At 64.5% G+C, this 24,275-nt stretch carries 20 protein-coding genes and 1 pseudogene; 11 read left to right on the plus strand and 10 right to left on the minus strand.

The window, feature by feature from the left end; genetic code table 11:
- Both D002_RS0107950 and D002_RS0107955 read left to right on the plus strand, forming a co-directional pair.
- Entirely contained in the window at window positions 1–366 is a 366-nt protein-coding gene (locus D002_RS0107950) for a hypothetical protein (protein WP_018141386.1), read from the plus strand.
- Between the two features lie 127 nt (window positions 367–493).
- Window positions 494–910: an ABZJ_00895 family protein gene (locus D002_RS0107955; RefSeq protein ID WP_018141387.1), complete on the plus strand. Its 417-nt coding sequence runs from the start codon at window positions 494–496 to the stop codon at window positions 908–910.
- Window positions 911–928: 18 nt separating this feature from the next.
- Here the strand turns inward: D002_RS0107955 and D002_RS0107960 are convergent, their stop codons facing one another.
- The 7 genes from D002_RS0107960 to budA form a co-directional block, all read right to left on the minus strand.
- Window positions 929–2,614, minus strand: coding sequence for an alpha/beta-hydrolase family protein (locus D002_RS0107960; RefSeq protein ID WP_018141388.1), 1,686 nt, complete (start codon window positions 2,612–2,614; stop codon window positions 929–931).
- 238 nt (window positions 2,615–2,852) lie between these two features.
- On the minus strand, window positions 2,853–3,254 hold the full coding sequence (locus D002_RS0107965; RefSeq protein WP_018141389.1) for a hypothetical protein: 402 nt from the start codon (window positions 3,252–3,254) through the stop codon (window positions 2,853–2,855).
- Window positions 3,255–3,481: 227 nt separating this feature from the next.
- Window positions 3,482–4,300 carry a UDP-2,3-diacylglucosamine diphosphatase gene (locus tag D002_RS0107970; protein ID WP_018141390.1) on the minus strand — a complete coding sequence of 273 codons (819 nt, stop codon included), beginning with the start codon at window positions 4,298–4,300 and terminating at the stop codon, window positions 3,482–3,484.
- Window positions 4,301–4,396: 96 nt separating this feature from the next.
- Window positions 4,397–4,759 (minus strand): diacylglycerol kinase, encoded by a 363-nt coding sequence (locus tag D002_RS0107975; protein ID WP_018141391.1) that lies wholly within the window; start codon window positions 4,757–4,759, stop codon window positions 4,397–4,399.
- A gap of 30 nt (window positions 4,760–4,789) precedes the next feature.
- Entirely contained in the window at window positions 4,790–5,992 is a 1,203-nt protein-coding gene (locus D002_RS0107980) for a glycosyltransferase (protein ID WP_018874051.1), read from the minus strand.
- Window positions 5,993–6,244: 252 nt separating this feature from the next.
- On the minus strand, window positions 6,245–6,643 hold the full coding sequence (locus D002_RS0107985; protein ID WP_026181605.1) for a hypothetical protein: 399 nt from the start codon (window positions 6,641–6,643) through the stop codon (window positions 6,245–6,247).
- 71 nt (window positions 6,644–6,714) lie between these two features.
- Window positions 6,715–7,527 carry an acetolactate decarboxylase gene (gene budA, locus D002_RS0107990; RefSeq protein WP_018141394.1) on the minus strand — a complete coding sequence of 271 codons (813 nt, stop codon included), beginning with the start codon at window positions 7,525–7,527 and terminating at the stop codon, window positions 6,715–6,717.
- 164 nt (window positions 7,528–7,691) lie between these two features.
- On the opposite strand from budA, the gene gshA reads away from it, so the two are divergent.
- The 5 genes and pseudogenes from gshA to D002_RS13965 all read left to right on the plus strand — a co-directional run bounded on the left by gshA (window position 7,692) and on the right by D002_RS13965 (window position 15,344).
- Window positions 7,692–9,278, plus strand: a complete 1,587-nt coding sequence (gshA, locus tag D002_RS0107995) for a glutamate--cysteine ligase (RefSeq protein WP_026181606.1) — start codon at window positions 7,692–7,694, stop codon at window positions 9,276–9,278.
- 146 nt (window positions 9,279–9,424) lie between these two features.
- Window positions 9,425–10,441, plus strand: coding sequence for a glutathione S-transferase family protein (locus D002_RS0108000; RefSeq protein WP_018141396.1), 1,017 nt, complete (start codon window positions 9,425–9,427; stop codon window positions 10,439–10,441).
- A gap of 92 nt (window positions 10,442–10,533) precedes the next feature.
- Window positions 10,534–11,640 (plus strand): efflux RND transporter periplasmic adaptor subunit, encoded by a 1,107-nt coding sequence (locus D002_RS0108005; protein ID WP_018141397.1) that lies wholly within the window; start codon window positions 10,534–10,536, stop codon window positions 11,638–11,640.
- Window positions 11,637–14,795 carry an efflux RND transporter permease subunit gene (locus D002_RS0108010; RefSeq protein WP_018141398.1) on the plus strand — a complete coding sequence of 1,053 codons (3,159 nt, stop codon included), beginning with the start codon at window positions 11,637–11,639 and terminating at the stop codon, window positions 14,793–14,795. Before D002_RS0108005 ends, D002_RS0108010 begins: the two co-directional genes overlap by 4 nt.
- 343 nt (window positions 14,796–15,138) lie before the next feature.
- Window positions 15,139–15,344 (plus strand): annotated as a pseudogene (locus D002_RS13965) (hypothetical protein).
- Between the two features lie 379 nt (window positions 15,345–15,723).
- Here the strand turns inward: D002_RS13965 and D002_RS0108015 are convergent.
- Both D002_RS0108015 and msrB read right to left on the minus strand, forming a co-directional pair.
- Entirely contained in the window at window positions 15,724–16,923 is a 1,200-nt protein-coding gene (locus D002_RS0108015; RefSeq protein ID WP_026181607.1) for an MFS transporter, read from the minus strand.
- 65 nt (window positions 16,924–16,988) lie between these two features.
- Window positions 16,989–17,387 (minus strand): peptide-methionine (R)-S-oxide reductase MsrB, encoded by a 399-nt coding sequence (gene msrB / locus D002_RS0108020; RefSeq protein WP_018141400.1) that lies wholly within the window; start codon window positions 17,385–17,387, stop codon window positions 16,989–16,991.
- A 416-nt stretch (window positions 17,388–17,803) separates the two neighbouring features.
- On the opposite strand from msrB, the gene D002_RS0108025 reads away from it, so the two are divergent.
- The 3 genes from D002_RS0108025 to D002_RS0108035 all read left to right on the plus strand — a co-directional run bounded on the left by D002_RS0108025 (window position 17,804) and on the right by D002_RS0108035 (window position 22,527).
- On the plus strand, window positions 17,804–18,886 hold the full coding sequence (locus D002_RS0108025; protein ID WP_026181608.1) for an EAL domain-containing protein: 1,083 nt from the start codon (window positions 17,804–17,806) through the stop codon (window positions 18,884–18,886).
- Window positions 18,887–18,952: 66 nt separating this feature from the next.
- A complete protein-coding gene (locus D002_RS0108030) occupies window positions 18,953–20,350 on the plus strand; it encodes a glycoside hydrolase 100 family protein (RefSeq protein WP_018141402.1) in 1,398 nt (465 codons plus the stop codon).
- Window positions 20,347–22,527: an HAD-IIB family hydrolase gene (locus tag D002_RS0108035; protein ID WP_018141403.1), complete on the plus strand. Its 2,181-nt coding sequence runs from the start codon at window positions 20,347–20,349 to the stop codon at window positions 22,525–22,527. Before D002_RS0108030 ends, D002_RS0108035 begins: the two co-directional genes overlap by 4 nt.
- 301 nt (window positions 22,528–22,828) lie before the next feature.
- Here the strand turns inward: D002_RS0108035 and D002_RS0108040 are convergent, their stop codons facing one another.
- Complete coding sequence (locus D002_RS0108040; protein ID WP_018141404.1) at window positions 22,829–23,590, minus strand: sulfite exporter TauE/SafE family protein; 762 nt, start codon at window positions 23,588–23,590, stop codon at window positions 22,829–22,831.
- On the opposite strand from D002_RS0108040, the gene D002_RS0108045 reads away from it, so the two are divergent.
- Complete coding sequence (locus D002_RS0108045; RefSeq protein WP_196800110.1) at window positions 23,583–24,248, plus strand: DUF4124 domain-containing protein; 666 nt, start codon at window positions 23,583–23,585, stop codon at window positions 24,246–24,248. The two genes, D002_RS0108040 and D002_RS0108045, sit on opposite strands and share 8 nt — an antisense overlap.
- Window positions 24,249–24,275: the final 27 nt, after the last annotated feature.

Consider the following 24,275-nt stretch of genomic DNA (forward strand, 5'->3'; position numbering starts at 1 on the left):
ATGAACACGCGAACGGGAATCCTGGTATCGCTTCTGGTGGCATCGTTCTGGCTGACCTCTGCCAGTGCTGACGACGTTCATACCGTGGAGCAGTTGAATCAGGCCCCGGCCGAGTTGGATGGCGAAGAAGTTCGCCTGGAAGGCATCGTGGGCCGGGTGAATGACGACATCATGGGACGCAACTTCATCCACTTTGTGGATGGAACCGGGGGCGAAGGGGACTACATCACCATCACCTCGACGGAAATGCCCGAGGTCGGCGATCGTGTGGTCGTGACCGGCACCCTGACCCTGGATCGCGATTTCGGTGCGGGCTACACCTACCCGGTGCTCATCGAGGGCGCCAAGTTCACCGAACAGGAATGACCGTTCCACGATAGCTTTGGGTGCCAGAAGGATCTGGCACCCTTATTCGCCGCACAGGATGGTGCGGCCTTTAGTGGGGGGTGCGATTCAATCAGCGCATCCGCCGATATCCCAAGGAGGGGAAACGATGTCCATCAAGGGTCTGCTGCTTCGCTTTGCACTGCTCTATTTCTCGCTGATGATCGCCGCGAGCGTCGCGATCGCCCATTTCGAACTGGAGGGGATCGGCACCGCAATCGGCATGGCGATCCTGGGTGTCTCCGTCGTATGGCCCTGCGAGTCCTTCGGTCGCAAGAACGGGCGCTACCTCGCGCGCGGAGAGAAATGGCGGGTGATTGCCGGCATGGTCGCGATGTTCTTGCTCACAGATGTCCCTTTGAGCCTCCTCGCTGTCTTCGCAGGCGAGGTCGAACCAGACGCGCTGTTCCTGGGCATCCTCGGGGTCGTCGCGCTGATCTACGCCCTGTTCATCGCTGCAATGGTTCACTCCACGGGGCGTAGCTTGCGCAAGCGGGGCCTGGTCGCAGACGAAGCCACGCCGTAACGTGCATGTTTGCGCGGCCTAGTCGGCCAGGTGGCGCTTCAGCCAGCGGAGTTCTTCGTCGGACCAGCCGGCGTTGCTGACGGCGTTCCAGGCGTCGATGTAGTGCTCGGTGGCATACACGTGGCCGTAGCCGCGCGGCGCCGCATCGCCGATGGTGACGTCCACGGCCAGCTGCAGCATGGTGATCATGGGGTACCAGGTCAGGTCCGGCGAGACGTCCGGCCCGCGCGGGTGCTGCATCCACTCAGGTTTGCGGTACAGCGCCTGCGGCTCGAAGAAGGTGATCGGGTCGCTGGCGTACTGCAGGTAGACGATGCGCATCGGCCCCCAGTCGGCATCGGCGATATCCAGGTGGTTTTCCTGATTGGTGAAACGCACCACCGAGCCGTCGCGGAAGCGGGGCAGCCAGGCCGGGGAATCCGGGTGGCGCTGGCGGGTAATGTCACGCCAGGTTTCGCTACGAAATGGCGGCCCGCTCCACAAGGCTCCGGAGAATGGATCACCAATCACGTCGTACAGGTCGGCTGAGCGTTCCGAGTTCAGCGCCCCCAGGCTAAGCCCGTAGAGGTACAGCTCCGGGCGTTCGTCCGCCGGCAGCTGTTTCCAGTGCCCGTAGACCTCGGCGAACACTGCCTGCGCGGTCTCGTGGCCGTACTGCGATTCCGCCATCAGGGACAGCCAGCTGGGCAGGTAGGAATACTGCACGGCCACGGTCGCGATATCGCCACCGTGCAGGTATTCCATCGGCGTAATGGCGCGGCTGTCGACCCAGCCGCGTCCGGTGGGCGTTGCCAGTACGAGCACGGAGCGGTCGAAGGCATTGATCCGCTGCAGCTCCTCCAGTGCGAGGCGTGCGCGCTCCTCGATGGTTTCGGCGGCGTTCAACCCGACATAGACGCGCAGCGGATCCTGGGCCTCGGCTTCCAGAAACGCGCCGATCTCCTCTCCGCTCGGTGCCTGGGTTACGAAGCGCTGCCCCTGGCGGCCCAGGCCCGGGTCCCACGGGATCAGAGACGCATCACTGCCGGTCTTTAACGGGTCCGTGGGTTGCTCGGCCCCGGGGAAGTCACGCACGTCGAACTGTTGAAAGCTGCGGTCGGCAGTTCGCAGACCGTATTCCAGGATGACCCCGTCGATCACCGCCCAGAACACCGCCACGGAGGCCAACACGCCGATCACGTTGGACAGTCGACGCGGGATAAATCGGCGCAGCCGCATCGCCACAAAGCGCACCAGTAGCTGAAACAGTCGGGCCACCGCCAGGGTGGCGGCGAAGACTGCGGCGGCGATCAGCCCCAGGCGGATGGGAAAGTTGCCGTCTACCGGTTCCTGCTCCATCAGCTCGCGGATGGTGTTCTGCCACTCGGTGGCCTGCCACAGGAAGACCAGCACAATCACGGCGGCGCCACCCCCGGCGATCAGCACCAGCACGTTATGCGTGCGATCACTGAACTCGGGCAGCTCCAGGTACGACCATAACCAGTGGAGGAATACGCCCAGCCCGTAACCCGCCGCTAGTGACAGCCCGGACAGGATGCCCTGAACGTCGTCGGTGCGCGGGATCAGGCTGGGCGTCAGTGACGCGGCAAAGAACAGCGAGGCCAGGATCAACCCTGGGATCGACAGCGTCCTCAGGATACGATTGGCCCAGCCAGGCCAGATAAAGCCTCGCACTCGGGTTTGTAGGCGAGCGACGACGGACATCGCGTAAGCGTTTCCTTCACGGATGGCGGAAAGTCTAATCCTGTCGGCCCGGACCTGTGGGTTCAAGTCTCCCCGCTCCCATCCCGCCCGTCATTGCGAGGAGCGTAGCCACGAAGCACAAAAGCGCGAAGCGCGTTGAACGGGCGCAGGTCGGCCCAAAGGGCGAGCGGATCGAGTAACCTCCATCCGAAGCCACAGCGCGCTAAAGCACCACGCTCGAGCTTCCTTCCAATCCAACCTACCCCGCCGCAGCAGGCCGCCGAAACCGAAAAGTCCCCTCAACCATCCGCAGCGCAACCCCGAACAACGCAACCTGCAGCAGAAGGCCCCCCGTGGCCGCACCCACCGCAAGCCCGGTCGCCAGGCCCAGCGCCATCAACAGCATCAGCAACACGGCGGCGACCCGGCTCCGCAGCCAGCCACCCACCAGTGCCAACAGCGCAACCAGCGTCCCCTCCGTCATGGTAGGCGTATGCGCGACCAGCACACCCAGCATCACCACTACAACGCCCGCGAACACCAGCACCCAGCCGGCCACACGCGCCAGGCGCTGCGCCTGTTCGTGGTTCTCGATGGATTCCAGCAACAGGAGCAGGTCGGCGCCTGCTCCCGCCCAGTGGCGGGATCGTGATTCACTCATGTGGCCAAGTTACTACAGAGGCATGACAGCTCGGTGACAAACGCTTTCCTGGCGCGCCGAGAGCATCGCGGAATGACGGCCATGACGGGCGGCAATGACGGGGTCGGACCTCAGGAGGGATCTAAAAATCAATGAGATGGGTGTGTGTAATCAGGCCGTATTAGGGTCTTGAAAGCTCAATTTCGACGGTGGTATCGGATGTCTAAGGTGAGGCGCGCGCGAGGGCGTTACCGCTTAGTGAGGAGGGATTCGAGGTCGAGTGAGTCGAGGGTGGGGGTGGCCGCCTCGGCGCGTTCCACGGTCCCGTGGTCGGACCAGTGCAGAAGGCTGAGGTTACCAGCGCGGTCTTCCACCAGGGCAGTGCAGTGTTCGACCCAGTCGCCGTCATTGCAGTAGAGGATGTCGCCGAAGGATTCGATGTTCGGTTTGTGGATGTGGCCGCAGATGCAGCCGTCGAAACCGCCCTTGCGCGCGGCGGTGGCGGCTGCGTTTTCGAAGCGGCGGATGTATTCGCGGGCGGCCCCGCTGACACGGGTCTTGAGCCAGGCGGACAGGGACCAGTACGGATGGCCGAGGCGCCGGCGGATGCCGTTCAGATAGCGACTGCCGCGTAGCAGCAGGTTGTAGCCGAAGTCGCCCAGGGCGTGGACCAGGCGGCTGTGGCGCACGACGCCGTCGAATTCGTCGCCGTGGGTCACGCGGAAGCGGCGGCCGTCGGCGGTCCAGTGCACCAGCTCGTGCTCGATGCGCACGCCGCGGATTTCGGAGCCGACGAAGCCCCGCACTAGTTCATCGTGATTGCCCGGGATGTAAATCACCTCGACGCCGTGCAGCGCGAGGGACATGACCTGCTCGACGACGGCGGCCTGGGTCGCGTTCCAGAAGATGCGGCGGCGCATGGCCCAGAGGTCGAACACGTCGCCGACCAGTACCAGGCGGTCGCAGTTGACCTTTCTCAGGAGGTCTAGAAGGTAGTCGGCTCGGCACTCGCGCGTACCCAGGTGGAGGTCGGACAGAAACAGGGTGCGGCAATCCAGAGTGGCCATCGATGACTCCCGCGGGGGCGTGCCGACAGCATCGCGCGGTGGCGTGACCATCGGGTGGCGGGATGATGACGATTGGGTGATGGCGGGCGTACGTGCTCAGGGCCAGAGGATCAGCAGCCAGATCACGATGGCGTGCAGAAAGCCGAGCAGGACGGCGGCGGAGCCCATGTCCTTCGCGCGCGCCGCGAGCTTGTGCTGTTCCGGCCCGAAGCGATCCACGGTGGCTTCGATGCCGGAGTTCAGGACCTCGATGATGAGGATCAGGAACAGGCTCCCGAACAGCAGGGCGCGCTCGGTCGGCGTGTTGCCAATGACCAGTGTCAGGGGCGCCAGCAGTACGACGAGCACGAGTTCCTGGCGAAAGGCCTCTTCGTGACGAAAGGTCGCCCGAAGGCCGCGCCACGAGTACACGAAGGCTCGCAGGATGCGGGTGATGCCGGTTGCGCCACCATTGGCCATGTTGGTTCCAGGAATACGGTTTGCAGAGGGTCAGTGGGTTCGGGTGGCCGCGGCCTGTGAGCCAGCGATCGCATCGCCGCTGCCGGCCAGCTCCTGGTACAGGGCGAGCAGTTTTTGGGTCATCTCGCGTTCGCTCCATTGCTGTACCCAGCGCCCGTGTGCCTCGCGAATGGCGCGTTGGCGTTCGGGGTCATCCAGTACCGCGGCCACCCGCTCGGCAAAGAGCGCGGGGTTCTCGGGCACGACCTCGGCGCCGGATGCTTCAGTCAGGATGTCGGTGGTACCCAGGCAAGCGGTGGAGATGACCGGCAGGCCGCTGGCCATGGCCTCCAGCAGGACTAACCCCTGGGTTTCGGTCGCCGAGGCGAATACGAAGGCATGCCCGGCGCGGTAGCAGTCGATCAGAGTGGTGTCCCGGTCCAGGTAGCCGCACCAGTGGATGTTGTCCTGCAGGCCCAGGCGCTCCGCCTGGCGTTCCAGATCGTCCCGGGCCGGCCCTTCGCCCGCGATCAATAGCAGGATGTCGGGGCGTTTACTGCGCAGGTGCTGCAGCATCTGGAGCAGGAAGCCGATGTTCTTTTCAAAGGCGATGCGGGAGACGTGAACCAGCATCTCGCGGCCGTAGGGGATGTCGCGTTCGGCCCGGAATAGATGGCCGTCGCCCCCGGACCAGGCCGCCGGATCGATACCGGTCGGCAGGCGGACAATCGGCGTTTCGATGCCGTATTCCAGTAGCGTCTGACGCATCGCCACCGAGGGGGCAATGACCCGGTCCACCGCATTGCATTGAGCCCGCGACACGCGCCGCGCGAAGGCCCGCAGCCACGCGGCGGGCAGCCACGGCAGATAGTGCTGCAGGTACCCTTCGAAGAACGTGTGATAGGTCTCGACCACCGGTACCTGCCAGTGTCGCGCGAGACGCAATCCGGCGTAGTGCGCCACGAAGGGGGTGTGGATGTGGATCAGGTCGGTCCGTTCGATACCGGCCTCGTGCAGGGTTCGGCGGATCAGGCGGCCCTTCAGGATGCGATCCTCCGGGTCCACGATCAGGTAGCGCGACGGGATGCGGATCAGGTCCTTGTCATCCGGGGCCGGACCCGGGTGCGCCCCCAGTCCGGGGTAGGCCGGGGCGACCAGGGTGACACGATGGCCCAGTTGCTGGAGCTGCGAGCGGAAGCTGGCCAGTGAAGTGGAGACCCCGTTGATCCGGGGAAAATACACGTCACTCAGCATCAGTATGTGCACGGCGGCGCCTGTCACGAGACTCGAAATCCGGAGTCTGGATCGTCCACGTGACCGTGTGATGACGAATTCGCTGCAACGACGTTGCGCTGCAATGCGGCCGGTCAGGGCTCGACTGTCACGCCGAAACCGCGCGTCGCAGGAAGCGCTCCCGCCGGACTTGTCGAGGTTCTTGTGAGGTGCCAGTACAACGCGTGTGCGAGGGCGGACGACTGCGTAACGATGCCTGAAAATGCGGCCCGTTCAGCGGTAGACGCGGACTTCTTGTTCCCAGCCCTCGACGCCGCGATTGGCGCAGAACTCCTGAACGTGCCCGTCCGCGTAGCGGATTTCGGCATTGAAGCCGGCCGCCGGGACATGGTTCAGGGCGACGCGCCGGCGTTCACCCGCGCCGATTTCTCCCTCGCGAAGGCTGGACTCCGATAGCTCGTGACCGAAGTCGAAGTGTACGGATCGAATGGCGACATCGCTGTCGTTGTGCAGGGTGACCATCAGCACGCCCTCGGGCGGAGGCGATTCCACCAGCCAGTGCATCAGGCCTGCACCCAGTATCAGGCCGAGCACGAACAACCCCGTGGCGGGGGCACGCAGGGCGTCCACAACGAGTTCGTCCCAGCTACGGCGAGGCGGTGTGGGTTCCATGGTGGCGGTGCCCGAAATGGATTAGCAATCTCTAATGTTAGCAAGACTGCTGGTGGGGCAACGGTCGGGAGTTAGTGTTCCGCTTCGTTCAGGTCGTCGCGGGTGTCTCGAGTCAGGTCGGCGGTCAGATAGTCCAGGGTCATCGGCAGGCCGAGATCGACCCGAGGCAAGTGCTGCAGGCGAATGCGGATCTGCCGCGGGCGGGCCTCCAGCAGGTGGCCGCCGTGCTGGCGGGCGGCATCGACGAAGTGGAGGTGGTAGCCGGGCACGGCAACCGACTGCATGAACTCGGGCGTCCAGAAGCCGGCCATTGAGCCCTCGACGTTTTCGAATTCGTACTCTGGCTGTTCGCGCGCGACCTCGACCAGCGGTCGGTAGGCGTCCTGGCGTGGGACCGATCGGGTCCGGACGTAGTCGAAGAGCCCATCCAGTCGGATCGCGTACACCATGTTGTGCGACGGGATCAGGCGGTCGAACAGGCCTTGCAGTCCTGGGTAGTCGAGAGGGGTGTCGATGATCTCCTCGCTCCAGGGGCGAAAGTGGGTGACACAGGCAAACGGGGTGCGCGTGTCCGAGGTGACGGCATAGGCGCGTCCATCCGAGCGCAGTTGGTAGACCTCGCCATCCAGCACCACCATCTCGCCGTCCAGGTCGTTGAAGGTGCCCAGACCGAAGTCACCTTGCGACAGGATGTCGGCGATGGTCGTGTCCTCGCGGTACAGCCCCTCCACGAGCGCATTCACCGGCGCCGATACGTACAGGCTGGCGGTGGGCGCGGCGGCGTCCAGCCAGCGCTGTAGAAGGACCGATTCGCTCACGCCCTCGGCCTGTGCGCGATCGGCCAGGCGTTCGAGGAGTTCGGTGGGGATTGGGTGGGTGGGCATGGAGGGCTTCTATGATGCTCCGAGGTGGGGCCAAGGTTGCGGCGTGCCGCGATCGGGCGCAACCGCGTGCACGGGGCAACCAATGGTGTGGGCCCGTGCATGTGACCCCATCGCCGCATTCGGGTATGTTCCCCGAGTTTTCATTTGTGCAGGGCATGGCTTCCGTGGGAACCGACGAACGTAATCTGCAGGGCCTGGTGGCGCGCCTGGCGGAGGCGCTGGCCGGCGTCGGTTTGCACGGACGGATCGGGTTGGAGAAGGAGACGCTGCGCGTGGGCCCGGAAGGCTCGCCGGCACTGACCCCGCATCCCGCCGCTCTGGGCTCGGCGCTGACGCACCCGCATATCACCACGGACTACTCCGAGGCCTTGCTGGAGCTGGTGACCCCGCCGTTCGATGATGTGCGGGAGACGCTGGGGTTTCTGCACGACCTGCAGGCCTTCGCGGCCGCGAATGTCGGTGACGAGACCTTGTGGTCGACCTCCATGCCCTGCGTAACGGCGAACGACAATGCGATCCCGGTGGCGCAGTACGGTCGCTCCAACGCCGGACGCATGAAGACCGTGTACCGCATCGGGCTCGGCCATCGCTACGGGCGCAAGATGCAGGTGATCGCGGGCGTGCACTTCAATTACTCGCCACGCCCGGAGTTCTGGCCGGCCCTGGCCGATGTGCTGGGCGAGACAGACGGCCGCGCGTTCCGCGACGAGCGGATGATGGGGATGATCCGCAACCTGCTGCGCTTTGGCTGGCTGGTGCCCTATCTGTTCGGCGCCTCGCCGGCGGTGTGCAATTCGTTTCTCGAGGGGCATGGCGCGGTGCTGGAGGACTTCGACGACGATACCTCCTATTTGCCGCATGCGACCAGCCTGCGCATGGGTGATATCGGCTACACCAACCGCAAGGAAGCGGATACCGGCATCAAGGCGGACTACAACTCCCTGGGTGGTTACGTCGACTCGCTGCGCTGCGCGATCAATACGCCGAGCCCGGAGTGGGAGCACATTGGCGTGAAGGTCGACGGCGAATATCGCCAGCTGAACGCCAACATCCTGCAGATCGAGAACGAGTACTACTCGACCGTGCGCCCGAAGCAGCCGCTGGAGCGCTTCGAGAAGCCGACCGATGCCCTGGAGGCGCGCGGGATCGAATACGTCGAGCTGCGTTCGGTGGATATCAACGCCCAGCACCCGCTGGGGGTGGACGAGACCCAGCTGCGCTTTCTCGAGGTGTTTGCCCTGACCTGCCTGCTGCAGCCCAGCCCCCTGCTGGCGGACGGCGAACTCGACGCGATCGACCGCAACCTGCTGGACGTGGCGCATTACGGCCGCCGCCCCGGGCTCGAGCTGCGCCGGCAGGACGAGCACGTGCTGCTGCAGGACTGGGCGCGCGAACTGCTGGCCCTGATGCGGCCGGTGGCCGCGATCCTCGATCAGGAATTGCCGGGTGACCCGTACCGTCGAGCACTCAGCGAACAATGGGGCAAGGTGGAACAGGCCGACCTGACCCCTTCGGCGCGGATGCTGGAAGACATGATGGCGCGCGAAGAGGGGTTTTATCGCTACGCCAGCCGCCTGTCGGCTCAGCATCGCGAGGCCTTCCGCTTTAATGGACCGTTGCCGCGCGCCGATACGCTGGAGGCGCTGGCGCGCCAGAGCCTCGCCGAGCAGACAGCGATCGAGCAGGCCGATGAACTCGATTTCGATACCTTCCTGGCGCGCTACTTCGAGGGCAGTCTGCGGGCTTCCTGATGCCGGGCCTGAGCATTCGATTTATTCGAACCATCAGGCCCATTTAACGCAATTTATCTTCGATAAAATCGATGCGATGATGGGGGCACAATCATCGGAAGGGTCCGTGCTGTGTCCCGGCGGGCCGGAACCCTGGAGAAGCCCACATGAGCCTCTTGATCAATGGCGAGCTGCGCGAGGGCTGGCTGGACGAGGAGTCCGACGAGAACGGCGAGTTCGTGCGTCAGGACCAGCAGTACCGCAACTACGTGACCGCCGATGGCTCGCCCGGTCCGCTGGGCGAGGGGGGGTATCCTGCCGAATCCGGGCGCTACCACCTGTATGTCTCCTACGCCTGTCCCTGGGCGCACCGCACGCTGATCCTGCGCAAGCTGAAGGGGCTGGAGTCGCATATCGGCTTGTCGGTCGTTCACCACTACATGGGTGATCCTGGCTGGTCATTCGACGACTGCGATGGTTGCACCGGGGACCGGGTGCACGGTTCGAAATACATGCACGAGCTCTACACCCGGACCGACCCGAATTACACCGGCATCATTACCGTGCCAGTACTGTTCGACACGCAGGCCGACCGGATCGTAAATAACGAGTCCGAAGATCTGGTGCGCATGTTCAACGGCGCCTTCGATCACATCACCGGCAACACCCTGGATTTCTATCCGGAAGACCTGCGCGAGGAGATCCATGCGGTCAACGATCGGGTCTACGAGAATGTGAACAATGGTGTCTACCGTTCCGGGTTTGCGACCACCCAGCATGCCTACGAGGCGGCCTTCGACCGTCTGTTCGAGGCGTTGGACTGGTTGGAAGAGCGTCTGGCGCGGCAGCCCTTCCTGGTCGGGGACCGGCTGACCGAGGCGGACTGGCGGCTGTTCACCACGCTGGTGCGTTTCGATCCGGTGTATTACAGCCACTTCAAGTGCAACCGTCAGCGCCTGCTGGACTTCCCGAACCTGGCGGCCTACCTGCGCATGCTCTACCAGCGCCCCGGCGTGGCGGAGACGGTACGCATGGATCACATCAAGGCGCATTACTACGGGAGTCACCCGATGCTGAACCCCAGCGGCATCGTGCCGAAGGGGCCGGTGATCGATTACAGTGCGCCGCATGGCCGACCGCTCGGGACGTTGCCCGCAGCACTGCGGAACGCCGACGAAATGTGACGGTCGTTACACTTGTGGCGGCACCGAAAACGAAGCCGTGTTCCGTGGCCCGGGCGATCCCCGGGCCACACTTATGCTGAGGGGAGTGCCGAGTGAAGGCGATTGGGTGGTTGCTGGGCTTGTTGATCGTGGTGGCGGCCGGTTGGGCCGCCTGGCACGCGATCGACCCGCTGCAGAGTGAAGGCGACGACTCGGCCGAGCTCGATGAGGCACCATCCGAACGTGACACCCGCACCCCCGTTCGCACTTCCGTTATCGAACCTCGGACCTTCGAGACCCGAGTGGAATCCCTGGGCACGGTGGAGGCCCGTGAATCGGTCACCGTCACGGCCAGCGTGACCGAGCGCGTCGTCGAGGTGCTGTTTGACGACGGCGACGAGGTCGAGGCGGGGCAGTTGCTGGTGCGGCTGGATGCGGAGGAAGAGCGTGCGGCCGTGCGCGAGATCCGCGTTCAGGTCGACGAGGCCCGGCGCGAGCTGGAGCGCGTGCGCGACCGCGTGGCGGATGGTGTGGTGACCCAGCAGCAAGTCGATCAGCAGCGTTCCCGATTGAGCGAAGCGGAGGCCCGACTGGCTGCCGCGGAGGCGCGTGTTGCGAACCGCGAGATCCGCGCGCCGTTCTCCGGCCGTCTGGGTCTGCGCCAGGTGAGCACAGGGGCCCTGGTGAGCCCCGGAACTCCAGTCGTCGAACTGGATGATGTCGCCACAGTGAAGGTGGATTTTGCGGTCTCCGAGCGCCATGCCGGGGTGATTGACCTCGGTCGCGTGATCCATGGCCGCAGTGCTCAAGGCGAATTCGAGGGGCAGGTTTCGGCTGTCAGTAACCGTATGGATGTCTCCACTCGTACCCTGATCGTGCGGGCAAGAGTGGAAAACCCAGACCTCGTTCTGCGGCCGGGCATGTTGGTGAATGTGCGGCTGTCGCTGGATCCGGTGGACCGCCTGGCCGTGCCGGAGGGCGCGATCCGCCAGGTGGCGGACCAGCACTTCGTATTTCGTTTGACCGAAGACGAAACCGTTGAGCGCGTGCGCATCCGCATCGGCCGCCGAGACCCCGGCTACGCCGAGGTTCTGTCGGGGCTCGATCCGGGTGACGTCGTGGTTTCCGAGGGCGTTTCGCGTGTGCGTGATGGGCGCGAGGTTCGAGTGTTGCCACCGAGCGTACCGCGTGGGGCCGGTGGGGGCGGCTCCGGCCAATGATCATCTCGGATGTCGCCAATCGTCGGCCGGTACTGGCGATTGTCTTCAATCTGTTGCTGATCACCTTCGGGTTGATCGCCTACAACAGTCTTCCGCTGCGTGAATACCCCGATGTGGATCCGCCCGTGGTCACGGTGAACACCGTTTATCCCGGTGCCAGTGGCGAGATCATCGAGCGCGAGGTAACCCAGCGGCTGGAGGATCGGATTGCCGGCATCGAGGGTATCCGTTTTGTGGAGTCCTCCAGCGAGGACGGCCAGTCCCAAATTACGATCGAGTTCAACCTGAACCGCGATCTGGATGCGGCGGCGAATGACGTGCGCGAGGCCGTCAGTCGCGCAATGCGCGACCTGCCCGAGGATATCGATCCGCCCGAGGTGACCAAGGCGGATGCCGATGCCAACCCGATCCTTTGGCTCAACCTGTCCAGTACCACGATGGACGCGCTGGAGCTGGCGGACTACGCCGAGCGCAACCTGATCGATCGTATCTCCGTCGTGGATGGCGTAGCCCTGGTCCGACGTGGCGGGGCCCGCAGCTATGCCATGCGCATCTGGGTGGACCGCGAGGCACTGGCGGCGCGCGAGCTGACGGTATTGGATATCTCCAACGCCCTGGAGGAGGAAAACGTCGAGCTCCCGGCAGGGCGCCTGGAATCGGTCGAGCGCGAGTTCACCGTGCGGGTGGACCGTCAGTATCGAACGCCGGAGGATTTCTCCAATCTGGTGCTCAAACGCGGCGAGCAGGGGCAGCTGGTTCGTCTGGGTGACGTGGCCGATGTGAACATCGGGGCGGATACCGAGCGCAGTGAGTTCCGCGGCAATGGCGAGGATATGATCGGGCTGGGGATTATCCGTCAGTCGAACGCCAATGTCCTGGATGTGGCCAATGGCGTGAAGGCCATGGCCGCAGATCTGCAGGACAGCCTCCCGGAAGGCACCTCGCTGGTGACCACCTACGACGAGTCGGTGTTCATCGAGGGCGCGATCCGCGAGGTCTACATCACCCTGGCGGTTGCGACGGCCGCGGTCGTGTTCGTGATCTGGTTGTTCCTGGGCAGTTGGCGCGCCACCTTGATCCCCGCAGTCACCGTGCCTGTGGCGATCACCGCCGCGTTTATCGGGATCACCCTGTTCGGTTTTTCGGTCAACCTGCTCACCCTGCTGGCCCTGGTGCTGGCGGTTGGGTTGGTGGTGGACGACTCCATCGTCATGCTGGAGAACATCCATCGTCGAATCGAGCGGGGGGAACCCGGACTCCTGGCGGCCTATCGCGGGGCCGGGCAGGTCGGGTTCGCGATTGTGGCGACCACCTCGGTACTGATCGCGGTGTTTGTACCGCTGGCGTTCCTCGAGGGCACGGTTGGGCGCCTGTTCACCGAGTTCGCGATCGCCATGGCGATCGCCGTGTTCTTCTCGAGCCTGGTGGCGCTAACCCTTGCACCCGTGCTCTCCGGGCGGTTGATGCACAAGGGGGACGATGAAACCGGTGCTGCGCGTTATATCGGGCGCGGGTTTGCGGCCCTGGAGCGCGGCTACGGGCGTGCCCTCCAGACGGGCCTGAAGGCATCCTGGCTGATTGTCCCGATCCTGGCGGCCGTGCTGGCGGCGGCCTGGTATCTGTTCGACACCCTTCCCGAAGAGTTCGCGCCGCAGGAGGACCGTGGCGCGTTTTTCGTGATGGTCGACGGGCCCGAGGGGGCCAATTTCGAATACATGAGCCAGCAGATGGCCGAGGTCGAAGCCCGGATCATGCCGCTGGTCGAGGACGGCCCGATCCGTCGTGCCCTGGTGCGCACCCCGCGCGGTTTTGGGGGTTCGGAACTCATGAACAACGGGTTCGTGATCGCGATCCTTGAGCACTGGGATGACCGCGATGTCTCGGGGCAGGAGGTCATCGAGCAGATTCGCGACATTGTTGACGAGATGCCCGGTGTTGAGGCCCGGGTGGTCATGCGCCAAGGGCTGTCGCGAGGTCGTGTCGGCCCGCCGGTACAGTTTGTGATCTCCGGGCCGGACTATGAGCAGCTCGAGGAATGGGGCGAGACCATGCGCGAGGCCGCCACCGAGATACCAGGGCTGACCCGGGTCGATCTCGATTATGAGCCGACCCAGCCACAGCTCAATGTGCGCCTGGACCGCGACCGGGCCGGAGACCTGGGCGTATCCATGCTGGACGTGGGCCGCACGCTGGATATCGTCCTCGGCGGGCGCGATGTCACCACATTCGTGGACCGGGGTGAGGAGTACGACGTCATTCTGGAGGGGCTGACCGACCAGCGGCGTACGCCGGGGGATATCGACAACCTCTATGTACGCTCGTCCGCCGGGGACATGGTGCCCTTGTCGAGTCTGGTGACCTACGAAGAGCAGGCCGGGCCGTCCTCTCTGGAACGCTACAACCGCTCGCGGGCGGTCACCCTGACCGCCGGGCTGGCGGATGGCATGACGCTGGGCGAGGCCCTGGATGCCCTGGATGAACTGGCCGCCGAGTTGCTTCCAGCCGAGGCCGGCATTGACTACAAGGGGGAATCGCTGGACCTTCGCGCGGGCTCCGAGGCGATCCTGTTCGTCTTTGCGCTGGCCTTGCTGGTGGTCTTCCTGGTTCTGGCAGCACAGTTCGAGAGCTTCGTGCACCCCTTTGTGATCATGCTGACGGTTCCGCTGGCGGTGGTCGGAGCGTTGCTTGGACTCCATCTGACGGGCCAGACGCTGAATATCTACAGTCAGATCGGGATGGTCATGCTGATCGGGTTGGCCGCGAAGAACGGCATCTTGATCGTCGAGTTCGCCAATCAGTTGCGCGACCGTGGGCGTGACTTTGATACGGCAGTGGTCGAGGCGGCACGTATGCGTCTGCGGCCGGTGTTGATGACGGCGCTGACCACCGTGGCCGGGTCCATTCCGCTGATCCTGGCCTCCGGACCGGGTCAGGAGACCCGCTTCGTAATCGGGGTGGCGGTGTTTTCCGGGGTGCTGTTTGCCACGCTGTTCACCCTATTTGTGATCCCCGCGGCGTATCGCCTGGTCGCGCGCGGCACGACCTCGCCGCTGGCAAATACCCGGCGCCTGCACGACCTGGACGACGAGATCGACGACGTCGACGGCGAGCGCCGCGGTGCCCGCGCCGCCACCGCCCCTCGCGCTGAGCCCTGACCGTCGAGTGCCAGTCGCCAGCCCTGATGTGGCTGGCCATGGTTCGTTGCTGGTGTTTACGTGCCTTCGGTCCACATACTGCCCGGCGCTCACTCGCGAGCGCGCCGCGAGGTACTTCTTTGCTCGTGCAAAGAAGTACCCAAGAAACACGCCCGACTGCCGCGACCCCGGCCCGCTGCGCGGGCCGGGGTTTCCCTCGCTCCGAGGCTTTTCGCGGGCGGCGCTGAACTCGCTACGCTCAGACATCCAGCGCCTTTTCTCCCGCGAAAACCCTCTCCACTCGGCGCGACGACAACGGGGAGGCAGGTCAAGACAACGGCTGTCCCGACGATCGTGCCAGTGGATGAAGGCTGGGTCTTCGGACATCTTGGGCACGCTCGGCCTTGGGCCGGTGCGTGCCGCGCCCGCACGCGGGCGCCGGGGGCTTTCAGGCGGCAGGGCCCATTGTTGTTTCGTGGAGCCGGAATACCTTATGTCTTGACCTTCCCCTCCCGTATGGAGCCCCTCGCGGAGGGCGTGATGGGCCGGGAGAAGGCGCTGGATGTCTGAGCGGAGCCGAAGGCGCAGCGAGTTCAGCGCCGCCGGCCCAGCGCGTCCGGAGCGAGGTTCCCGGGCGCAATCCGGGTGCCCTTCTTTGGGTCCTTTCTTGGGCAAGCAAGAAAGGACCTCGGGGCGCGCTGGCGAGTCAGCGCCAGGCAGTATGCGGATCGGAGCCACCGTAAACACCAAGCGACGATCCGGGCCTAGCCACGGCAGGGTAGGGGGTGGGGCGAAGGCACCGTAAACACCCGAGGACGGACCAGGACCTGCCATCACGAGGCAGGCGGCTGACCGAATGCACTCTTAACTCGAGATCTCGAATCACGCCCAGCCAATCAGAGACAAGGAGGCCCAGTGCGCGCTCGTTCGTGGTTGTCGTGGGGCGAGCTCAGGTGCGGGCCGGGGCGCGGGCGTCGTCGAACCAGAGCCAGGCGATGGCGATGGTCAGCAGCGCGATCACTGGCAGCATGGCCAGATTCAGGCCATCCCAGCCCAGCGGCCGCAGCAGCGCCCCGGCCAGCAGCGACCCGGCCGTGACCAGCGTGAAGATGGTCAGGTCGTTCACACCCTGAACCTTGCCCTTCTCGGTGGCGCTATGGGTAGTGGTCAACAGCGTACTGCCGCCAATGAACAGGAAGTTCCAGCCCACCCCCAGCAGGAATAGCGCCAGCCAGAAATGCGCCAGCGTCTCCCCGTGCGCGGCGATCGCCACACTGAACAGCACCAGTGCGTTGCCGAGCGCCAGGATGCGCGTGACCCCGAAGCGAGTAATCAGGTGGCCGGTCACGAACGAGGGCGCGAACATGCCCAGTACGTGCCACTGCATCACCAGGGCGACCTGTGCCATGTCGAAGTCGGCCTGGCGCATCGCCAGCGGGGTGGCGGTCATCAGTAGGACCATGACCGCATAACCCAGCGCCGCGGCGGTCAGGGCGACGAGGAAGCGACCCTGCGGCAGGATGTCGCGCATTGGGCGCGCGGGCCCGCGTTCCTCCGGCGGCGGTGCAGGGACGCGTAGCCAGGCCAGCAGCGCCATTGCCAGCAGGGCCAGGGCACCCAGCATGAGGTAAGGCCCGGCCTCCGGCGCGCTGGGCAGAAGGCTCTGGGTGTGGTGGGCATTCCAGGGACCAAGGAAGGCCGCTGCCACACCGCCGGCCATGACCAGCGAGATCGCGCGAGGCCGAAAGGCATCACTGGCGACATCCGCCGCTGCGAAGCGGTAGTACATGGCGGAGGCCTGGTATCCGCCCAGCAGCAGGTTGCCGAACACAAAGAGCCAGAAGGACTCTGTAAATACCCCGACGGCAGCAAAGGCCGCACCGCCGAAGCCCCCGATTCCGGCTCCCAGAAGAAATCCGGTACGACGGCCAAACCGCTTCATGAACAGGGAAGCGGGCAGGGTAGTCACGAGGGTGCCGACCATCATCGCGGCCACCGGCAAGGTTGCCAGGGTTGGATCGGTGGCCAGGCCTTCGCCAACGACGCCGCTGAGGGTCATAACGGTCACCGCGGCGATCAGGAACAGGGCCTGGCCGAGCGCGAGGATCAGGACATTGGTGTGTTCACGCGGGGTGGTCTGGCCAGACATCGGATTCCCTTCGTAGAAGGCCTGGGCCGTCATGGCCCAGGCGGTGCATCTGAATCAGAGTGGCCTTAAGCACGCGGATGAAAATCAAGGACCGCGGAGTTGATGCAATAGCGCAGGCCGGTGGGCGCCGGACCGTCGGGGAAGACGTGGCCCAGATGGGATTCGCAGCGTGCACAGCGCACCTCGGTGCGTTCCATTCCGAGAGAGCGGTCACGGTGTTCGTCCACGGCGGCCTCGCTGGCGGGGGCGGTGTAACTGGGCCAGCCGCTGCCTGAATCGAACTTGGCGTGCGAGTCGAACAGCGGCGCACCGCAGGCGACGCAGTGGTAGATGCCATCGGCCTTGTGGTCGTTGTACGCACCCGTGAAGGGCCGCTCGGTTCCGCCTTCGCGGGCGATGCGGTACTGTTCTGACGTGAGTCGGGCGCGCAGCTCGGCGTCCGTGGGGCGATCGGATGGGCTCATGCAACCTCCGGGTCGGTGCGATTGTCTGTGAACGATGAATGGGCCTATCAGTGGACCGGGACGATTATCCCCGGTTCATGTCGGCCTGGCGAAAGACTAGACCGCTAGGGGAAACGCTGATTAATGTACACGCTAGCGTTGGCACTCCAGGTTTTCCGAGGCAAGGCGCGTGGTGCAGCGGGTAGTGGTTCTACCGGCCCGTTTCGGATGGATCCGGGGCGCAACGCAGGATCGGAGAACCTGGGGCGCCAACCCCGCAAACGAACGAAAGCAGGGGCTCGGCCGCTTTGGCGTGGGAGCGGCGTTGCGGCTCGCTTATGTAACTCGGCTACACTTCACTCACCGCGCCTTTTTCGCACGCAAAAGCGACTCGAGCGCGAGCGTGTACATTAACCAGCGTTTCCCTAGAGGTGGTCGTGGGTTGTCCCGATTGTGAACGTATTGATCTTCTGCCGGCGGCCTCCGGCACCCTGTATCTCGCGCCGGTCCTGGCGCACACCCGTGCGGCGCTACGTCAGCGCATGGTCGACGAGCAGTTGCCCTGTGCCGAACCGACGTCGGGAATTTTGGCATTGCCGGTCGCGGGAACCGGTGGGCTGGGCGAGATGCTGGTCCGACTGGAGCAGGCGCTGAGTAGCTCCGAACAGGCCGGATGTCGGGCGACCTTTGTCCCGGAAGGCGAGAACTTCGGGCTGGGGCATCTGCAGGATACCCACTTGCTGTCCACGTTGATTGCGCGCCACAACGCCCGTGATCTCGCCGCGATTCTGGCCAACGATGCGCTGGATTTTCATTTCCAGCCGATCGTGCTGGCGTCCGACCCCTCCGAGGTCTTCGCCTACGAGGCGCTGGTGCGCGCTTCGACCCCGGCGGGGGATCCCATACCGCCGCCGGAGTTGTTCAAGACTGCGCGCAACGCGGAACTCTTGTTTCATCTGGATCGCTCCGCGCGCATCAATGCCATCCGGCGGGCGACCGAGCGCCGGATCGGGAGCCGGCTGTTTATCAACTTCAACCCGACCGCGATCTATGACCCGGCCTTTTGCCTGGAGACCACGGTACGCGAGATCAATTCGCGCCCCGCGGATCGCATGGGTCCCAGCGGATTCGTGTTCGAGGTCATCGAGAGCGACCAGGTCACTGATATCGAACACCTGTCGCGGATCGTGGAGCGCTATCGGCGGGCAGGGTTCCAGGTCGCCCTGGACGATCTTGGCGCCGGTTATGCCTCGCTGAACATGCTGTCGCAGTTGCGTCCCGACTACGTGAAGATCGACCGTGAGCTGGTCAGCGGCATCAGCGGAGATATCTATCAGCAGAAGATCCTCGACAAGATTGTCGAGCTGGCGCGCGACCTGGATATCCAGGTGGTGGCCGAGGGTATCGAGACCGTCGACGAATGGCGCTGGCTGAAGGACCGCGTCGACTACTGCCAGGGTTACCTGTTCGCTCGCCCCGCTGCCGAGCCGCCGTTGCCGCAACACCCCGAACCGGCCTGATTCCGCGTTGGCGACAGGTTTCGCGGCGCGTGCACATCGGCCGCGCTTTCCATAGACTCGGGTGTTATGAACCAGCTTCCCCCTGATGCCCGTAACCCGACGCTCGAATCTGCCTATCAGCTACTACGCGATGCCGAGGTGCGCTATCGCGGTCGCACGGTGGGTTCCGTAGCGAGCCTGGACGAGCGCGCGCCCGCGGAGAACTACGCCGACTGTTTTATTCGCGATTTCGTACCTTCGGGGCTTGTCTATTTGCTGAACGACGAGCCCGAGGTGGTGCGCGATTTTCTCTCGCTGATCCTGCAGATCCGCGACACCCAGGAAGAGATCGAGGGGCACCGCCGTTTGCCACGGGTGATGCCGGCGAGCTTCCGTGTGTTTACCGATGCCGATGGCCGTGAATCGCTGGCGGCGGACTTTGGCGATCGCGCGATCGGGCGCGTGGCGCCGGTGGATTCGATGATGTGGTGGGTGTTGCTGTTGCGTGCCTACCAGAACCGCACGGGCGACCATGACTTCATCAAGAGTGCCGACGTCCAGCGCGGTATCCGCCTGATCCTGAGCATCTGCCTGCAGGACCGCTTCGAGGTCTTCCCGACGCTGTTGGTGCCGGATGGCAGCTTCATGATCGATCGGCGCATGGGGGTGTTCGGCCACCCGCTGGAGATCCAGGCCTTGTTCTATGGGATGCTCAAAGCCTCGCTGGCGATGCTGGAGCCCTGTGACCGGGATTCCGAACTCCTGTGTGAACAGTCCGCGATCCGTACTCACCAGCTGTCGGACTATATCCGCCACTACTACTGGCTGGATCTGGAGCGGTTGAACGATATCCATCGCTATCGCACGGAGCACTTCGGGCACGAGTCGGAGAACTCCCTGAATATCTACCCCGAGAGCATCCCGGACTGGCTGGTCGACTGGCTGCCTTCCGAGAGCGGTTATCTGGTGGGCAACCTGGGGCCGGGGCGGATGGATTTCCGCTTTTTCAGTTTCGGTAACCTGCTGGCCGTACTGTTCGGGCTGGCGGACGAGCATCAGTCGCGCTCGATCATGCAGACCTTCGAGCAGCGCTTCGAGGACCTGATCGGCACCATGCCGGTGAAGATCTGCTACCCGGCGATGATTGGCGAGGAATGGCGCCTGCTGACCGGCTCGGACCCAAAGAACACCCCTTGGTCCTATCACAATGGGGGTAACTGGCCGGCGCTGCTGTGGGCCTTTACCGGCGCGGCGCTGCGCGTCGGGCGGCCGGATCTGGCGCGCAGCGTGCACGCGGTGGCGGCTGAGCGCCTGCATCGCGACCAGTGGCCGGAATACTACGACGGTCGCCATGGCCGCCTGGTGGGACGTCGTGCCAACCACCGTCAGACCTGGTCGGCGACCGCCGTACTGGTCTCGCAGGCCCTGATCGACAATCCCGAGACCATGAACCTGTTCGGCAGCCCCGAACCCGAGGTGCCATGAAAAAGACCCAGAGCAAGACCCGCGACGGCGAAGGCCTCTACCTTGTCCTGATCAGCGTCCACGGCCTGATCCGTGGGCAGGACTTGGAGCTTGGACGTGATGCCGATACTGGCGGGCAGACGCTCTATGCGGTCGAACTGGCGCGCGCCCTGGCCCGCCACCCGCAGGTCGGTCGGGTCGACCTGCTGACGCGACGGGTCGTCGACAGCAAGGTGGCCAAGGATTACGCCGAGTCGGAAGAAGATCTCGGGGATGGGGCCCATCTCGTACGCCTCGACTGCGGGCCCCGGCGCTACCTGCGCAAGGAAAAGCTCTGGCCTTATCTGGACTGCTTCGCCGACAACGCCCTGGGGCATATCCGTCGCGTCGGTCTGCGCCCGGACGTGATCCACGGGCACTACGCCGATGCCGGACACGTGGCGGTGCAGCTCTCCAACCTGTTGGGCGCGCCAATGCTGCAGACCGGGCATTCGCTGGGGCGGGTGAAGCGCGAGCGCCTGCGCGAGAGCGGCATGTCCGATGCCGATATCGAGGCCCGCTACAACATCTCGACTCGCATCCACGCGGAGGAAGAGGCGCTGGCCCATGCCCACCGGGTCATCGCCAGTACCCGCCAGGAGATCGGCGAACAGTACGCGACCTACGACAACTATCAGCCGGAGCGCATGGAGGTGATCCCGCCGGGTACCGACCTGGCGCGCTTCTACCCGCCCAAGCGAGGGCAGCGCAAGCCGCCGATCTGGGCGGAGATCCGGCGCTTTCTGGAAAAGCCCGATCGGCCCCTGATCATGGCCCTGTCGCGTGCCGATGAACGCAAGAATATCCGCGCCCTGGTCGAGGCCTACGCCGGCAACGACTGGCTGCGCGAGAACGCCAATCTGGTGATCGTCGCCGGCAATCGTGACGACATCGCGGATCTCGACAAGGGCGCGCGCGATGTCCTGACCGATCTGCTCCTGCGGATCGATCGCCATGATCTGCACGGGAAGGTCGCGTATCCAAAACACCACGATTCCGAGGATGTGCCGGATCTCTATCGGCTGGTGGCCTCCAGCAAGGGTGTGTTCGTGAACCCCGCGCTGACGGAACCCTTTGGCCTGACCCTGATCGAGGCCGCCGCCAGTGGGGCGCCCATTGTGGCGACCAACGATGGGGGGCCGGAGGAGATCATCTCCCGTTGCCACAACGGCCAGTTGATCGACCCGCTGGACCCGGAGGGCATCGCCGACGCGATCCAGGGCATCCTGGCCGATCGGCCGCGCTGGCAGCGCTACTCGCGTGCCGGGCTGAAGGGTGTGCGCCAGCACTACTCCTGGGACGGGCACGCCGATAAGTACGTGAAGCTTACGAAGACATTGACCCGCGAAGTGCGTCAGGAGAAGCACCACGAACGTCGAGTCTCGGGACACTTGGCACAGATGGACCGGGCCGTCATCACGGACATCGACAACACCCTGCTGGGCGACGACAAGGCCACGCGGGCCTTCGTGACTTGGCTCAAGCGCAACCGTAAACGAGTGGCCTTCGGCGTGGCCACGGGACGGCGGATCGATTCCGCCGCCGCGATCCTGGAGGAGCACGGCGTGCCCACGCCGGATGTCTGGATCACCTCGGTGGGCAGCGAGATCCATTACGGCACCAAGCAGACCGAGGATCGCGGTTGGGCACGGCATATCAGCCATCGCTGGGAGCCGGACCGGCTGCGCGAATGCCTGCTAAAGGAAAAGAACCTGGTCCTGCAGCCCGATGTCGATCAGCGCACGCACAAGGTGAGCTTCTTCGTCGAGCCGTCCGGCAGCCTGGATGTCTCGACGATTGAGACGCGGCTTTATCGCGAGGACCTGCACGCCCGGGTGATCTACTCGCACGACCGCTATCTCGACCTGCTTCCGGTGCGCGCCTCCAAGGGGCTGGCCGTGCGCTATCTGTCGGATAAGTGGGGAATTCCACTGGAACACGTACTGGTGGCCGGCGATTCCGGCAACGACGAGGACATGCTGCGAGGGCGGCTACTGGGTGTGGTGGTTGGCAATCACCAACCGGAGCTGGAAAGCCTGCGCGGCTTCCAGCGGATCTTCTTCGCCGGTGAGACCCATGCGCGCGGCATCCTCGAAGGCATCGAGCACTTCGATCTCATCAACGGTTACAAGGCCACGGACACCGAGGCCGCCGAATAACCCGGTTTTTTCACCACGAAGCACACGAAGGTGCGAAGAAGAGCAAGGTCAAAGGCGAAAAACCTTTATCACCACGGAGTACACAGAGGACACAGAGAAAAGATGGTTCGGGAGAAACATTCGCGAGCACATGGTCACACGCTGGAACGGGGTTGAATGCCGCGGAAGTCACCTATCCTGCTGGTCGCCTTTCGATTTTCTCCGTGAACTCCGTGAACTCCGTGAACTCCGTGTCCTCTGTGGTAACTAGCCTTTGACCTTGCTCTTCTTCGTGCCTTCGTGTGCTTCGTGGTGATATTGATCAGGGGACGGGGAGGAGCAGGGCGATGCCGGTGAGGACGGTGACGACCTCGAATGCGCGTTTCACCAGGCGGTTGCCGTAGTGCTGGGCGGCCCAGGCGCCCAGATAGCCGCCAACAAAGCTGCCGACGAGCAGGGCCGGCAGCCAGTCCCATTGCACCGTGCCGAAGGTCCCCAGTACCAGTGCGCCCGCGCCGTTCCAGACCAGACCGACCAGGACCATGGTGTAGGCAACGGCCTGGGTGTAGCTCATGCCGTACCAGCGCACCAGCCACAGGGTGACCATCAGCCCGGTACCGGAGGCGAGCGAGCCATTCAGGACGCCGATCAGGAACAGACCCGCCGCCCCGATTAGCGCATGGCGCCAGGAAAAACCGACCTCGCGCACCACCTGCCCCAATTGCGGGCGGCGCCAGGAGTACCATCCAAGGCCAATGGTCAGCAGTCCCAGGGCGATTTCGCCGGCTCGTGGCGGGATTCCAAGCACCAGCCAGGCACCGATTAGCACCCCAGGTAGACCGGCCAGCAGGATAATGCCTAGGCGTACGGGCTCGAATGTGCTTTTCTTGAGGTGGCGCAAGCCGGCGCCGGCGCCCAGTGCGACCGACGCGATCTTGTGGGTGGCCAGCGCGACCGGGTAGGGAAGGCCCAGAAAAATCAGAGCGGGCAGCTGCAACAATCCCGCCCCGCCGCCGGCCAGCGCGGAGAACCCGTTGGCGATGATGGCGATGAAGACGAGTCCGAGGTGTTCGAAAATGGTCATTTGGGGTGCATGGAACCGGGAGCGATCAAGCCTGTGGCGGGCGGGGTTGGCCGGTGCATTGTTGCTGGGCCTTGCGGCACCCGTTCAGGCGGACATTTATCGCTGGGTGGATGATGACGGGACCGTACACTATTCCAGCACTCCGCAGCCGGAAACGAGTCAGCGTGAACGTCACATCTTTGATTCCGAGGGCCGTGTGCGCGAGGTTCTACCGGCACCGATGAGTGCCGAGGAGCGGGCACAGGCCGCTGCCGAGCGCGAGCAGGCCGAGCGCGAGCTGGAGGCGGCGCTGCGAGCGCGCCAGGACCGTGCCGCGCGCGAGCGCCAGTTGCGTCGAGCGTACGAGTCGTTGGACGAGATCGAGGAGCTGCGCGAGCGTCGTGAGCGTGCCATCGGTGGGACCATCCAGCGCAGCGAAGCGCAGGAGACGACGCTGTTGCGCGAACGCGAACGTATTCGGCGGCAGAAAGACAACGCCCCTGATGGATCGCCTCTGCTGGAGCGTTACCGCTCGGAGATGGAGGAACTGGACGCGCGTATCGCGCGCGAACGCCAGTATCGTCGCGGTCAGCGTGATCGTTTATCCGCGATCCACGAACGCCTGGACCTGGATCGCCGCGACTTCCAGCAGCTGGTGCTCAACGGGCGTGATTCGTAGCGCTCGCCCTGATTCAGACAAGCACGA

The organism is Thioalkalivibrio sp. ALJ7 (genome assembly GCF_000376865.1).
In the GTDB taxonomy this organism is placed as follows: Bacteria; Pseudomonadota; Gammaproteobacteria; order Ectothiorhodospirales; family Ectothiorhodospiraceae; genus Thioalkalivibrio.